The organism is Superficieibacter sp. BNK-5 (assembly GCF_047456055.1).
In the GTDB taxonomy this organism is placed as follows: Bacteria; Pseudomonadota; Gammaproteobacteria; order Enterobacterales; family Enterobacteriaceae; genus Superficieibacter.
Map to the genome: position 1 here is coordinate 1,724,166 of NZ_CP179893.1, position 14,396 is coordinate 1,738,561.

The 14,396-nt window shown below is 54.0% G+C and carries 9 protein-coding genes and 1 pseudogene; 7 read left to right on the plus strand and 3 right to left on the minus strand.

What is annotated here, in order from left to right:
* Positions 1–44: 44 nt before the first annotated feature.
* From ACMGGS_RS08260 to ACMGGS_RS08270, 3 genes and pseudogenes are all read right to left on the minus strand, one after another.
* Complete coding sequence (locus tag ACMGGS_RS08260; protein WP_414165721.1) at positions 45–1,304, minus strand: MFS transporter; 1,260 nt, start codon at positions 1,302–1,304, stop codon at positions 45–47.
* Positions 1,305–1,367: 63 nt separating this feature from the next.
* Positions 1,368–4,454: a beta-galactosidase gene (locus tag ACMGGS_RS08265; protein ID WP_414165722.1), complete on the minus strand. Its 3,087-nt coding sequence runs from the start codon at positions 4,452–4,454 to the stop codon at positions 1,368–1,370.
* A gap of 329 nt (positions 4,455–4,783) precedes the next feature.
* Positions 4,784–5,868, minus strand: a pseudogene (locus ACMGGS_RS08270) (LacI family DNA-binding transcriptional regulator).
* 138 nt (positions 5,869–6,006) lie between these two features.
* Here ACMGGS_RS08270 and ACMGGS_RS08275 point away from each other — a divergent pair.
* The 7 genes from ACMGGS_RS08275 (at position 6,007) to ACMGGS_RS08305 (ending at position 14,392) form a co-directional block, all read left to right on the plus strand.
* Positions 6,007–7,041: an oxidoreductase gene (locus tag ACMGGS_RS08275; RefSeq protein WP_414165723.1), complete on the plus strand. Its 1,035-nt coding sequence runs from the start codon at positions 6,007–6,009 to the stop codon at positions 7,039–7,041.
* Positions 7,042–7,163: 122 nt separating this feature from the next.
* On the plus strand, positions 7,164–7,859 hold the full coding sequence (locus tag ACMGGS_RS08280; RefSeq protein WP_414165724.1) for a pirin family protein: 696 nt from the start codon (positions 7,164–7,166) through the stop codon (positions 7,857–7,859).
* Between the two features lie 93 nt (positions 7,860–7,952).
* On the plus strand, positions 7,953–8,948 hold the full coding sequence (gene gntR, locus ACMGGS_RS08285) for a gluconate operon transcriptional repressor GntR (RefSeq protein WP_414165725.1): 996 nt from the start codon (positions 7,953–7,955) through the stop codon (positions 8,946–8,948).
* A 151-nt stretch (positions 8,949–9,099) separates the two neighbouring features.
* Positions 9,100–9,633 (plus strand): gluconokinase, encoded by a 534-nt coding sequence (gene gntK, locus ACMGGS_RS08290; RefSeq protein WP_414165726.1) that lies wholly within the window; start codon positions 9,100–9,102, stop codon positions 9,631–9,633.
* Positions 9,630–10,970, plus strand: coding sequence for a gluconate transporter (gene gntU, locus ACMGGS_RS08295; protein ID WP_176919415.1), 1,341 nt, complete (start codon positions 9,630–9,632; stop codon positions 10,968–10,970). Before gntK ends, gntU begins: the two co-directional genes overlap by 4 nt.
* Positions 10,971–11,114: 144 nt before the next feature.
* Entirely contained in the window at positions 11,115–13,208 is a 2,094-nt protein-coding gene (locus ACMGGS_RS08300) for a RecQ family ATP-dependent DNA helicase (RefSeq protein ID WP_414165727.1), read from the plus strand.
* On the plus strand, positions 13,205–14,392 hold the full coding sequence (locus ACMGGS_RS08305; protein WP_414165728.1) for a DNA-processing protein DprA: 1,188 nt from the start codon (positions 13,205–13,207) through the stop codon (positions 14,390–14,392). Before ACMGGS_RS08300 ends, ACMGGS_RS08305 begins: the two co-directional genes overlap by 4 nt.
* Positions 14,393–14,396: the final 4 nt, after the last annotated feature.

A 14,396-nucleotide genomic window follows, 5' to 3' on the forward strand; every position in this document is an offset into this window, starting at 1 on the left:
TCCAGTATTATCTTAGCCAGCCGCGTGCTGGCTTTTTTTTACCCTCAGGCCAGCGTTTCTCGCTTACCAAAAGAGCGGATTGCCGCCAGCGGACCCATGCCGCTTAGCGTAAAGATCGATAGCACGGTGAAGGCCAGCGCCACCAAACCCAGCACCAGATACGCGCCGTGAAAGCCCACCTTGTCATACATGTATCCTGCCAATACCGACATAAACATCATGGCAAGCTGTTTGAAGAAACAGAAGCAGACCAGGTAAATCGTCGCCGAAAAACGCACTTCAAACTGGCTGGTAATGTATTTAAAGCAGCCGACGATCAGGAAGGGGATCTCGAACATATGCAGCGTCTTCAGGATAATCACTTCCAGCGGCGAGGATGCAAACGACGAACCGATAATGCGGACTGACATAATCGCACCGGCTAACAGCAGCGCGTTTTTCCCGCCGATGCGGTTCACAATCAGCGGCGCAAAAAACATGATGCAGGCATTGAGCAGTTCGCCCATCGTGGTGACGTAGCCAAAGACACGGGTTCCCTGGTCGTGCGTCGTAAAGAACGAGGTAAAGAAGTTGGCAAATTGCTGGTCGAAAACGTCATAGGTACAGGAGACGCCGACCACATACAGCGACAGAAACCAGAGTTTCGGGTTTTTAACCAGCTCCAGCGCCAGGCGGAAGCTGAATGGTGAATGGTTTGCGCCCGGCGAATCAGCAACCTGGGCTGAAGGCTGTGCTTGCGGCTTAGCGATAAACAGCAGGATCGCGAGTATCACCGCGCAACCTGAGCCAAGCCAGAAGACAAATTGGTTGTTGATGGTGAACATAATGCCGACGATAGAAGCGCACAGTGCCCAGCCGATGCAGCCGAATAAGCGCGCCCGTCCAAATTCAAACTGACTGCGGCGACTCACTTTCTCGATGTAGGCTTCAATCGCCGGCGCGCCGCCATTGTAGATGAATCCCAGATAGATCCCGCCGACAATCGATCCCAGCAGAATATTGGTTTGTAGTAGCGGACCAAACACATAAATAAAGAAGGGGGCGAACATCACCAGCATACCGGTAATGATCCACAGCAGATGTTTTCTCAATCCCAGCTTATCGGACAGCAGGCCAAAAATCGGCTGAAATAACAAAGAGAAAAAGGAGATGCAGGCAAAAATAATCCCCGTGTCGCTCTTGCTGATGTGGTTGATATCATGCAACCAGATGGGGAAGAAAGGGAAATAGGCTCCCATGATAAAAAAGTAAAAGAAAAAGAACAGCCCGAACATCCAGAAATTGGTGTTTTTCATGTAGTACATGGTTGTTGTCCTTAGAGTCGCAACAGGCAGGTTTGCCAGGCCTGCCCGAATAAAAGCCTGCCGTTAACGACGGACCCAGCTCAGCGCATAGTGGTAATGACTTTTCTGTAATAAAAATTCGGCTGAAACGCTGGGGCTCCAGGAATCATCGCCACCGACGCCCATATGGAAACCGTCCAGATTCAGCCAGGTCCCCTGTTCCTCTTTTAATAAGTGACGATGCGAGGTTTCCTTCAGTTGTTTCTGCCCATAACGACTGATGTTGAAATGGAAATTGCCCTGCCAGCAGCTGTCGCCATACTCCAGTCGCGTAGTGTCGCAGCGCAGACCGTTTTCGCTCGGGAAGACGTAAGGGGTATAGAGATCGCACAGCGGGCGCTGCCAGCGGTCATAACGGGCGGAGGATTTCCGGTCCGGATAGTTTTCATGTGGCCCCAGACCCTGCCAGGTCACCTCTGGCTGGATATCTGCCAGTTGACAGGTCAAACCGATACGCGCCGGGGCGGGCGTGCCATGGGCAACATCGACGTCGACGCTGATGTGCAGTTCACCCCGGGCGTCAATGCGGTATGTTTTACGGCTGATAAACAATGTCTTGCCCTGATACTGCCAGAGATGCGTAGTGCGTAGCTGAATCTCCTGACCGCAGACATTGGCGTCGCAGCTTGCCAGCGAAGATTCGAGATCGTACATTCCCGCCGCTTTCCAGCGCTCCACCCAGGCGTTGGGGTCGATACGGGTAACCTCGCTGACGCCGATGTCGTTATCGAGCGGCGCACGGGTGAACTGATCCTGCAACGGCGTGAGCAGCGTCTCTTTGCCATCCGCCCACCACTGTGAGAGCAGGCCAGTCTGACGGCTGAACTGCCAGCGCTGGCTGCCGTGGTTGATTTCATAATACGCTTCGCTGACGTTAAGTTGCGGCGCGCTGCCCGTCGGAGTAGCGGGAGAAACGTCGAGCACCTCCGGCATTCGCCACTGTTGCCAGGCGCAGACGTGTCCGGCCTCGCTCCAGTCGGTAGCGGCAATCTGCTGTACTTCGACATTGAGCCAGACCTGGCCCGGACGAGTCGCGGTGGGTAACGCATCCAGCACCAGCGTTTGCGTCCCCTGCGGCGCGATATCCAGCATCGCCTCGCCCTGCGCCAGCGTCTCGCCCTCCTGCTTCAGCGTCCAGATCAGGCGCTCGTTATCGCTGTGGCGGAACAGGTATTCGCTGGTGATGAGCAGCGTATTTTCTTGCAGAGCGAACTGGAAAAACTGCTGCGCCTGCTGAGCTTCATAGAGCGAAGGATGTGGCGTACGGTCGGCGAACACCAGTCCGTCCATACAAAACTGGCGATCGTTAGGCGTATCGCCGAAATCGCCGCCGTAGGCCGAGAAAGGCTGCCCGTTGTCGTCGTTTTTGATCAGCGACTGATCGACCCAGTCCCAGATAAAGCCGCCCTGCAGCCGCGGATGCTGACGGAACGCCGCCCAGTATTTATGAAAACCGCCAAGGCTGTTGCCCATGGCGTGAGCATACTCGCAGAGGATCAGCGGACGCGTCTCGTCCGGCATGCCGATCCACTTCTTGATCGACCATTTTGGTACCTGCGGGAAGGGCTGATCCTGATCCACGCGCGCGTACATCGGGCAGATAATGTCGGTCGCCGGGCTGTTTGCGCCGCCGCCTTCATAGTGGACCGGGCGAGAAGGATCGTTCGCCTTGATCCAGCGATAAAGCGCGTCATGATTGGCACCATGGCCGGATTCATTGCCCAGCGACCAGATGATAATAGAAGGATGATTGCGGTCGCGTTGCACCATACGCGTTACGCGCTCGCTCATCGCCGCCAGCCAGGTGGAGTCATCGGTCAGACGATTCATGGGCACCATACCGTGCGTTTCGATATTGGCTTCGTCCACCACATACAAACCGTAGCGATCGCACAGGCGATACCACAGCGGATGATTGGGGTAATGCGAGCAGCGCACGGCGTTAAAGTTATGCTGTTTCATCAGCAGGATATCGCGGCGCATGGTCTCTTCATCCATCACCTGACCGTTTTCAGGATGATGCTCGTGGCGGTTGGTGCCGCGAATGAGCAGCGGTTTACCGTTGAGCTTTAGCAGCCCCTGAGAGATTTCTACCTTGCGGAAGCCGACGTCATACGCCTCGGCTTCAATCACTTCGTCCTGGGCGTTTTTCAGCACCACCACCGCGCGATAAAGCTGCGGCATTTCGGCGCTCCACAGCAGCGGATGGTCAACGGGCAGGCGCAGGGTAGTACGGTCATTGTAAGCACCACGCTCGTCAATAATCTCGCTGCCGATGGCCTGCTGCGTTTCCTCGACCAGCGTGTCGCCTTTCCACAGTTGCAGGGCTATTTGGGTCTTCGCAGCCGCCTTGCCGCTCACGATCGCCAGCATTTCCAGGGTTGCTCGCGTAAAATCTTCGTTTAGTTGTGTTGTAATGCGGATATCGCTCAGGTGCATTTGTGGTTTATGCAGCAGAGAAACATCGCGGAAAATACCGCTCATCCGCCACATATCCTGATCTTCCAGATAGGAGCCGTCGCTCCAGCGCAGCACCATCACCGCCAGACGGTTTTCGCCAGGCTGTAGCACGCTGCTCAAATCAAATTCGGAGGGCAGGCGGCTGTCCTGCGCGTAGCCTATCCAGTGACCGTTACACCACAGGTGGAAGGCGGAGTTCACACCGTCAAAGATGATCCGCGTTTGACCGCTGCTCAGCCAGTCCGCATTAACATCAAATGTGAGCGAGTAACATCCTGTCGGATTTTCCTGTGGCACAAACGGCGGGTTTACCGGGATAGGGTAGGTGACGTTGGTATAAATCGGCGCATCATAACCGAGCATCTGCCAGTTTGATGGTACGGTTATCTCATCCGCGGTCGCTTCATCCTGAGCGATCCAGCTTTCCGGTACTGCTTCCGGGCGGGTAAAATAGCTGAATTTCCAGCGCCCGTTGAGCAACTGAATATTATCAGACGTGGTGTCTTTCCTCGCGGCGTCCGGAGTGCGCCAGCTGGAAAACGGAGGGTGTGCGGCAAGCTGATTGAGGTGCGTTACCGCCGGATTTTCCCAGTCGCGGCGAGCAAGGATGGAAGCAAGAGTGGCACCGGACGTGCCCGCGTGAATAGTCATAGTCGTGTTCCTTTAATTTTTTGCGATGCGCTCACAATTTGGATCGACTATGGTTTCCGATGGAAAGGCTGTAAAGCAGGAGAAGGAGTTTAGGTGACTAACGTCACAAACTTTTCTGTTACGTTGATGGCATCCGTGGCATGGCCTGCCGGGTGGCGGCTGCGCCTTACCCGGCCTACAATTACAGAAAATTCAGCCGGTTAGACTATTTGTAGGCCCGCGCAAGCGCAGCGCCGCCGGGCAACGTGGCACGAGGGAAAATTAGGATGTCGCGACGCCGCCAGGCAGAGCGGCACAAAGACAAAATCACTTTGTAATGGTGCTGACATTCAGCGCAGGCGCGCCACCTGCTGTGCCAGCGTTGCCAGCGCCTCGGCCAGCGCCTGAGGGGTTGGCGAGATATTATTGCCAGGCGCGGCGGTCGTTTTACGTTCCACCAGTGTTACCGGCAGCATCTGCGAAGCATAGTCTTCATCGCCCCCGGAGATTAACGACATCAGGCGGGTGACGCTCGCCCGGCCCAGCACTTTGAAATCCTGCTTTATGGTCGTCAGCGGCGGAATAAAACAGGCGCTGTCTTCGGTATCATCATAACCAATAACTGACATTTGCCCGGGCACCTTCAGGCCCGCTTCCGAGAATGCCCGCAGCGCGCCGAGCGCCATTTGATCGTTAGCCACCAGAATGGCCCCGGGCGTGGTCTTCCCCTGAAGCAAACGCAGGGTTTGTTCATATCCGGACAGCGAACTCCAGTCGCCGTGCAGCACGGCGGTGGCGTGGAGTTGATGATGAGCGAGCTGCTGCTGCCAGCCCTCAAAACGCAGTCGTGCCGACACTGACGACAGCGGCCCGGTCAGTAAAGCAATATCCCGATGACCCAGGTTGACCAGATGATCGACACCGAGCCGTGCGCCCTCAAACGGGTCGAAAATAATATGATGTGCCGGGAGATCGGGGAAACATCAAGGAACAGCACCGGAACGCCGCCACACACAGATTGCACCGCCTGCGCGTCCTCATTCTCCAGCGGGATATTAACGATCAGGCCATCGACCCGCTGGGAAAGCAGGCTATTTATGGCGGCTTTGCATGCCTCCAGCCCCGGTTTTTCAACCATCGAAATCACGACATTGAAATGCTGCTCGCCCGCCCGGGTTTTGATGGCCGCCGCAATTTGTGAAGGGGCATGAAGAGAGAGATTGGTGGTGGCAAGACCGATCGTTTGACTCTGCTTGCCCGCCAGTTGCTGCGCGACCCGATTAGGCACATAGTTCAGTGCCTGCATCGCCTCCTCAACCTTAAGCCGGGTCTTCTGTGAGACGTGGCTGGCCTGATTAATCACCCGTGAAACCGTCTGATAGGAGACACCGGCAGCATCGGCTACATCGTACAGCGTCACAGATTTGGGTTTCATACCGGGTTTCCTCAGAGCGGACATAACGGACCGGGCTATTTTACACATATTCCGCTTCCGCGCCGGATAATCAACATGCCATCCCTCGCGAAAATGCATTAAGGTTAATGGTATTCGACGTCAAAAAAGGATATGACCATGACCCTGGAGTGTGCATTTATCGGTTTCGGCAAGAGCACCACCCGTTACCATCTTCCCTATGTACTGAACCGCAAAGACAGCTGGCATGTGGCCCATATCTTTCGCCGCCATGCAAAGCCGGAAGAGCAGCAGCCGCAGTATTCGCACATTCACTTCACCAGCGATCTGGATGAGGTGCTAAACGACGAAAAGGTCAAACTGGTGATTGTCTGTACTCATGCCGACAGCCACTTCGACTACGCGAAACGCGCGCTGGAAGCGGGTAAAAACGTGCTGGTGGAAAAACCGTTCACCCCCACCATGGCCGAGGCAAAAACGCTATTTGAACTGGCGAAAAGCAAAGGGCTGACGGTGACGCCGTACCAGAACCGCCGTTTTGACGCCTGCTTCCTGACCGCTAAAAAAGTGATTGAAAGCGGTAAGCTTGGCGACATTGTGGAGTTTGAAAGCCATTTTGACTATTACCGCCCGGTAGCAGAAACCAAACCCGGCCTGCCGCAGGACGGCATGTTTTACGGACTCGGCGTGCATACGCTGGATCAGGTCATCTCGCTGTTTGGTCGCCCTGACCATGTTGCGTATGACATCCGCAGCCTGCGCAATAAAGAGAATCCGGACGATACCTTCGAAGCACAGCTCTTTTATGGCGATCTGAAGGCGATTGTGAAAACCAGTCATCTGGTGAAAATCGATTATCCGAAATTTATCGTTCACGGCACCAAAGGCTCGTTTATTAAATACGGCATCGACCAGCAGGAGACCAGCCTGAAAGCCAACGTGATGCCAGGCGAGCCGGGTTTTGCCGCTGATGAGAGTATCGGCCAACTGGAGTATATCAACGACGAAGGTTTAACCGTGCGTGAAGAGGTTACGCCGGAAATCGGCGACTATGGACGGGTATATGATGCGCTGTATGCCACCATCACCACTGGCGCGGAGAATTACGTCAAAGAATCTGAGGTAATGACCAATCTCGAAATCCTTGAACGCGGATTCGAGCAGGCGTCACCTGCCACTGTCACCCTCGTCTGATAGCGTAGATTGGCTCCTCAATTGTTCATAATTTTTGAACAGAGGAGTCAATTTTCACCCTCTATGATCCCGTCTGCTTTCGGTCCAGACTTACTCCATCGACAGCATACGGGAGTAAAAAAATGATCTATTTACGCAACGCCAGCGACCGCGGACATGCTAATCACGGCTGGCTGGATTCCTGGCATACCTTCTCGTTTGCCAACTATTACGATGCTAACTTTATGGGCTTTTCGGCGCTGCGCGTCATCAACGATGACGTCATTGACCCGGGACAGGGGTTTGGTACCCATCCGCATAAAAATATGGAAATCCTGACCTATGTACTGGAAGGCGCGGTAGAGCATCAGGACAGCATGGGCAATAAAGAGCAGGTGCCTGCAGGTGAATTCCAGATCATGAGTGCCGGAACCGGCGTGCGGCATTCGGAGTACAACCCGAGTGACACCGAACGTCTGCATCTGTATCAAATCTGGATTATGCCGGAAAAAAACGGCATCGCGCCGCGCTATGAGCAGCGCCGCTTTGACGCCGCGCAGGGCAAACAGCTGGTGCTTTCGTCGGATGCGCGGGACGGATCGCTGAAAGTGAATCAGGATATGGAACTCTACCGCTGGGCGCTGGCGAAAGACGAGCAGTCGGTGCATCAGATTGCCGCCAACCGCCGCGTCTGGATCCAGGTAGTGAAAGGCGACGTGGCCATCAACGGCACCAAAGCCACCACCGCGGACGGACTGGCAATCTGGGATGAACAGGCCATCTCCGTTCATGCCAACAGCGGCAGTGAAATTTTGCTGTTTGATTTGCCACCGGTATAAATAATTTGCTCAACCTTTCCTGATGGCAGGAAAGGTTGAGCGTCGTCCGTGGTAAACTGAGGAAATGTTTCCCTCTTTATCTCTTTGCGGACGATGAAAAAGAAAAGACCCGTACTTCAGGATGTGGCCGATCGCGTCGGCGTGACCAAAATGACGGTCAGCCGGTTTTTACGTAACCCGGAGCAGGTCTCCGTTGCGCTGCGTGGCAAGATTGCCGCCGTCCTTGACGAACTGGGTTACATTCCCAACCGCGCCCCCGATATTCTTTCCAATGCCACCAGCCGTGCGGTGGGGGTTCTGCTTCCCTCATTAACCAACCAGGTCTTTGCCGAAGTGCTGCGCGGTATTGAAAGCGTGACCGACGCTTACGGCTATCAGACCATGCTGGCGCACTACGGTTATAAGCCTGAAATGGAACAGGAAAGGCTGGAGTCGATGCTCTCGTGGAACATCGACGGGCTGATCCTCACCGAACGCACCCACACGCCCCGCACCCTGAAGATGATCGAAGTTGCCGGTATTCCGGTGGTAGAACTGATGGACAGCCAGTCACCGTGTCTGGATATTGCCGTCGGTTTCGACAACTTTGAGGCTGCCCGCCAGATGACCGCCGCGATCATCGCCCGTGGTCACCGCCATGTCGCCTATCTCGGCGCACGTCTCGATGAACGTACTATCATCAAACAGAAGGGCTATGAGCAGGCGATGCTGGATGTCGGACTGACGCCTTACAGCGTGATGGTCGAGCAGTCCTCCTCCTATTCATCGGGTATTGAGCTGATGCGCCAGGCGCGTCGCGAGTATCCGCAGCTCAACGGGATCTTCTGTACCAACGATGACCTCGCGGTTGGTGCTGCATTCGAGTGTCAGCGGCTGGGGCTGAAAATCCCCGACGATATCGCGATTGCCGGTTTTCACGGCCACGATATCGGTCAGGTGATGGAGCCGAGGCTTGCCAGCGTGCTGACGCCGCGCGAGCGGATGGGACGCATCGGCGCTGAACGCCTGCTGGCCCGCATCCGGGGCGAGGTCGTGACGCCGAAAATGTTAGATTTAGGTTTCACATTGTCACCAGGTGGATCTATTTAGTCTGACAAATTTGACGTAGCTCACACTTATTCACTTCTGCGACCAATGGTTATTGCTTCTGTAGGTGTGCGACCGGACAATGTTACCGATAACAGTTACCCGTAACAAATCTTTAAAACAATCAGCTAATCAATCCTGGTGGGAGGGCGCTTTGAGCACGACGAATCACGATCACCACATTTATGTCCTGATGGGCGTCTCCGGCAGCGGTAAATCTGCGGTTGCCAGCGAAGTGGCACATCAATTACACGCTGCTTTCCTGGATGGCGATTTTCTCCATCCGCGCAGCAACATTAACAAAATGGCCTCCGGCGAGCCGCTGAACGACGATGATCGCAAGCCGTGGCTACAGGCGCTGAATGACGCTGCCTTTGCCATGCAGCGCACCAACAAAGTGTCGTTGATCGTCTGCTCGGCGCTGAAAAAGCACTATCGTGACCAACTGCGTGAAGGCAACCCGAATCTCTCTTTCATCTATTTGAAAGGCGATTTCGAAGTGATCGAAAGTCGCCTGAAAGCGCGTAAAGGTCATTTCTTTAAGACTCAGATGCTGGTGACCCAGTTCGAAACCCTTCAGGAGCCGGGCGCGGACGAGAGTGATGTGCTGGTCGTGGATATTGATCAGCCGCTGGATGGCGTCGTCGCCAGCACGATTGAGGTAATCAACAAAGGCAGTAATCAGTGAGTACATTAACGCTTGTTTTAACAGCAGTCGGCTCGGTGTTGCTGCTGCTGTTTTTAGTGATGAAGGCGCGTATGCACGCCTTCGTCGCTTTGATGGTGGTTTCTATTGGTGCAGGTCTCTTTTCCGGTATGCCGCTCGACAAAATTGCCGCGACCATGGAAAAAGGGATGGGAGGCACGCTGGGTTTTCTGGCGATTGTGGTCGCGCTGGGCGCGATGTTCGGTAAGATCCTGCATGAAACAGGGGCGGTCGATCAGATCGCCGTCAAAATGCTTAAATCGTTCGGCCACAGTCGTGCACACTATGCAATTGGCCTGGCAGGGCTGATTTGTGCGCTGCCGCTGTTCTTCGAAGTCGCAATCGTCCTGCTTATCAGCGTGGCGTTTTCCATGGCGCGCCACACGAATACCAACCTGGTAAAACTGGTGATCCCGCTGTTTGCCGGGGTCGCTGCGGCGGCGGCCTTCCTGCTGCCGGGGCCTGCGCCGATGCTGCTGGCTTCCCAGATGCACGCTGACTTTGGCTGGATGATCCTCATTGGCCTGTGCGCGGCCATTCCCGGCATGATTATCGCCGGTCCGCTGTGGGGCAATTTCATCAGCCGCTACGTGGAACTGCATGTGCCTGCTGACATTACCGAGCCGCATCTGGGCGAAGGCAAAATGCCATCATTTGGTTTTAGCCTTTCACTTATTTTGCTGCCGCTGGTGCTGGTCGGCCTGAAAACTATCGCCGCACGTTTTGTTGCTGAAGGTTCCACGGCGTATGAATGGTTCGAGTTTATCGGCCATCCGTTCACCGCGATTCTGGTGGCCTGTCTGGTGGCGATTTACGGCCTGGCGATGCGTCAGGGCATGGCGAAAGATCGGGTGATGGAAATCTGCGGTCACGCGCTGCAACCGGCGGGGATTATTCTGCTGGTCATCGGTGCCGGTGGCGTATTCAAACAGGTGCTGGTGGATTCCGGCGTCGGCCCGGCGCTGGGCGAAGCCCTGACCGGGATGGGATTACCGATCGCTATCACCTGCTTTGTGCTGGCGGCGGCGGTGCGTATTATTCAGGGATCAGCCACGGTGGCCTGCTTAACGGCGGTCGGTCTGGTGATGCCGGTGATTGAACAACTGCACTACAGCGGCGCGCAGATGGCGGCCCTGTCTATCTGCATCGCGGGCGGTTCAATTGTGGTCAGCCACGTTAACGACGCCGGTTTCTGGCTGTTCGGCAAATTTACCGGCGCGACCGAAGCGCAAACGCTGAAGACCTGGACGATGATGGAAACCATCCTCGGCACCGTCGGAGCGATTGTCGGGGCGATTGCGTTTAGTTTGTTGAGTTAGTTACTGTTGCATCTGTTGCTGCGAGCATGCTCGCAGCAATGCTCTTCTCTTTTTTATTCCTTCATTAACTTTGATTTACATCATCCTGATAACGCCTTTTTCAGCGGTTTAATCGTGCATTAATTTTGTCGCGGGAATGACAATATGCACAAGCGAGACGCTGAACAACTGTTACAACATATGCTCAATAATCCTTTGGCTCAATTTCGTGAAGGGCAATGGGAAGCGATTGACTCCGTTGTTAACCAACGACGCAAATTACTGGTTGTACAGCGAACCGGCTGGGGTAAAAGCGCCGTCTATTTTATTAGCTGTAAAATTTTTCGACAGCGGGGGATGGGGCCAACCATCATTATTTCGCCTCTGCTGGCACTGATGCGTAACCAAATCGCTGCCGCCGCACGATTAGGGATTAAAGCGCAAACGCTAAACTCTACTAACAAAGACGAGTGGCAGGCGATCGTGCGGCAAATTCGAACTAACGACATTGATTGCCTCCTGGTTTCTCCAGAGCGTTTTGCCAATGATGAATTTCGCGATGCCGTACTTGCGCCGATTGCCGCCAGTATCGCCCTGCTGGTCGTTGACGAGGCACACTGTATTTCTGACTGGGGTCATGATTTCCGACCCGACTACCGACGTATTCTGAATACGCTTCGGCAGTTACCTCCTGGCACACCGGTATTGGGGACAACGGCAACGGCGAATAACCGGGTTATTGCAGATATCCGGCAGCAACTGGGCGACATTATTATTCAACGCGGCACGCTGGCGCGTGAGAGTCTGGCGCTGGATGCGCTGCGCTTGCCCGATCGATCCTCAAGGCTGGCATGGCTTGCCAGTGTAATCCCTGTGCTTCCTGGTTCAGGTATTGTCTATACCCTGACGACACGCGATGCTGACTGGGTTGCTGCATGGCTACAGCAGAACCACATTGAGGCTTATGCTTATTATAGCGATGCCACTCATCCTGATTTTACTGACAGTAACGCCTGGCGCATTTACCTTGAAGAGGCATTGCAGACAAACAGCATTAAAGTCCTCGTCGCTACAACGGCATTAGGTATGGGATACGATAAATCGGATCTGAGCTTTGTTATCCATTATCAAATGCCCGCATCTATTGTTGGCTATTACCAGCAAGTAGGGCGTGCAGGCCGTGGTATTGAACATGCTGTGGGCATATTGCTTTCCGGGGCTGAAGATCGTGCCATTCATGATTTTTTCTGGGAAAACGCGTTTCCATCCCTGGCGCATGTACAGGAGATCCTGAACGTACTGGAAAACAATGATGGGCTAACGATAAGTGAAATTGAGGTGCAAAGTAATTTGCGTCGGGGCCAAATCGAAAAAACACTCAAGCTTCTAAGCGTGGAGTTTCCTTCTCCTGTACTTTATGACAATAAGCGCTGGCGCAGGACAGCGGTTCCTTTTGTGTTAGATCAGGAACGCATCGATCATTTGACCCGGCAACGTGAGCAGGAGTTAGCCGAAGTTCAGGAGTATATAGACACTCAAGGATGTAAAATGGCTTTTTTGCGTTCTTCGCTGGATGAAGAAAACCCTACTTTCTGTGGTAAATGCAGTGCATGTACACAGATGTCATTGTTTGATCCCTCCCGTAACGATGAGCTGATTCACCACGCAAATCTTTTCCTACAGCGCTCAGAAATCCCTTTGCATTTGAACAAACAGGTGGCAGCAGGTGCGTTTAACACTTATCCCTTTCGTGGCAACTTTCCCGCTACCCTACGAGCGCAGGAAGGACGAATATTGTCGCGTTGGGGGGAGGCAGGCTGGGGACAACTCGTTGCGCAGGATAAACATGCCGGGTACTTTAGTGATGCGCTTGTGAGCGCCGCTGCCGGGATGATTCTACAGCGCTGGCAGCCGTCTCCAGAATGGGTTTGCTGCGTTCCATCGTTACACCATCCGGATCTTGTGTCATCGTTTGCCAAAAGGTTGGCTGAGAAACTGGAGTTACCTTTTGTTGATGTTGTGGCAAAGGTCATAGACAATCAACCCCAGAAACTACAGCAAAATCGTTATCACCAGTGCCGAAATCTGGACGGTGTTTTCAACATCATTACACCTCTTCCGTCAGGTAATGTCCTGCTGGTTGATGATGTTGTCGATTCAGGCTGGACCTTAACAATACTTGCAGCCATGCTCCGTCAGGCGGGTAGCGGTGAGATTTTCCCGCTCGCGCTGGCGACAACCTCGGTGAAAAATGGATGAATCTGACCGCGACAGCCCAGGCTACATTGCTGCTTACGAGCTACTTCTCAGCGGCAAAAAATGAAGAATGTAAGCCTCTTAGTAATACAGAATGGGGGCGGTTCGCGCTATGGCTCAGGCATCAGCAACTGGTCCCTGCGGATTTACTGGCGGCGGGTGCCGAAACGCATCTGGCACACTGGAATGATAGCGACATTCCCGTTTCGCGCATTATGACGTTATTAGGACGCAGCCATAGCCTGGCGCTGGCTGTCGAAAAGTGGCAACGCGCGGGATTATGGATTGTTACCCGAGCTGATGCTGATTATCCCGTCAGATTAAAAAATCAGCTTAAAAATGATTCTCCTCCTGTCCTTTTTGGCTGTGGCAATCGAGCGTTATTAAGTAAAGGCGGTTTGGCAATAGTAGGATCGCGCAATGCTATAAACGACGATCTTCATTTCACGGAAACGCTGGCACAAAAGCTGGCTGAGGAGGGAATGAATGTTGTGTCCGGTGGGGCCAGAGGCGTTGATGAACACGCCATGCTGGCGGCGCTGGCGGCCGGAGGAACCGCAACGGGGATCTTAGCTGATAGCCTGATAAAAGCCGCCACTTTTGCAAAATGGCGGCAGGGATTAATGAGCAGTAATCTGGTCCTGATCTCGCCTTTTTACCCTGAAGCGGGTTTTAGCGTGGCGAATGCTATGTCGCGCAATAAGTATATTTATTGCCTGGCGGACAGTTCACTGGTCGTTCATGCCGGAATGAAAGGCGGCACGCTGAGCGGTGCGCTGGAGGCGTTAAAGCATCAGTGGGTGCCGCTGTGGGTGAAACCTACCGACGATCAACAATCGTCCAATGTTCAGCTTGTACAAAAGGGAGGACGATGGTGCGCACAAGATGCCCATGATATCTTGCCTGCGACTTTGCGTGCCTCCCGCAATTATACTCCTGCTCAAACTCAGCCGATGCTTTTCTCCCTACAGGAGCCTTCTGCACCTTATAGTACTTCAGGCGTAGATTTTTATTCCCTGTTTCTCCGTGAACTAAATCGACTTGCGCAAACGCCGGTAACCCTGGAGGTGCTGCTGAGCGAAACGAAGCTGCATAAAGAGCAGATTACTGTCTGGCTTGAAAAAGCCATGATTGAAGGCTCAGTTGAATGCTTGTCTGACCCGGTGCGTTATCAGCTTCGCCAATAACGCA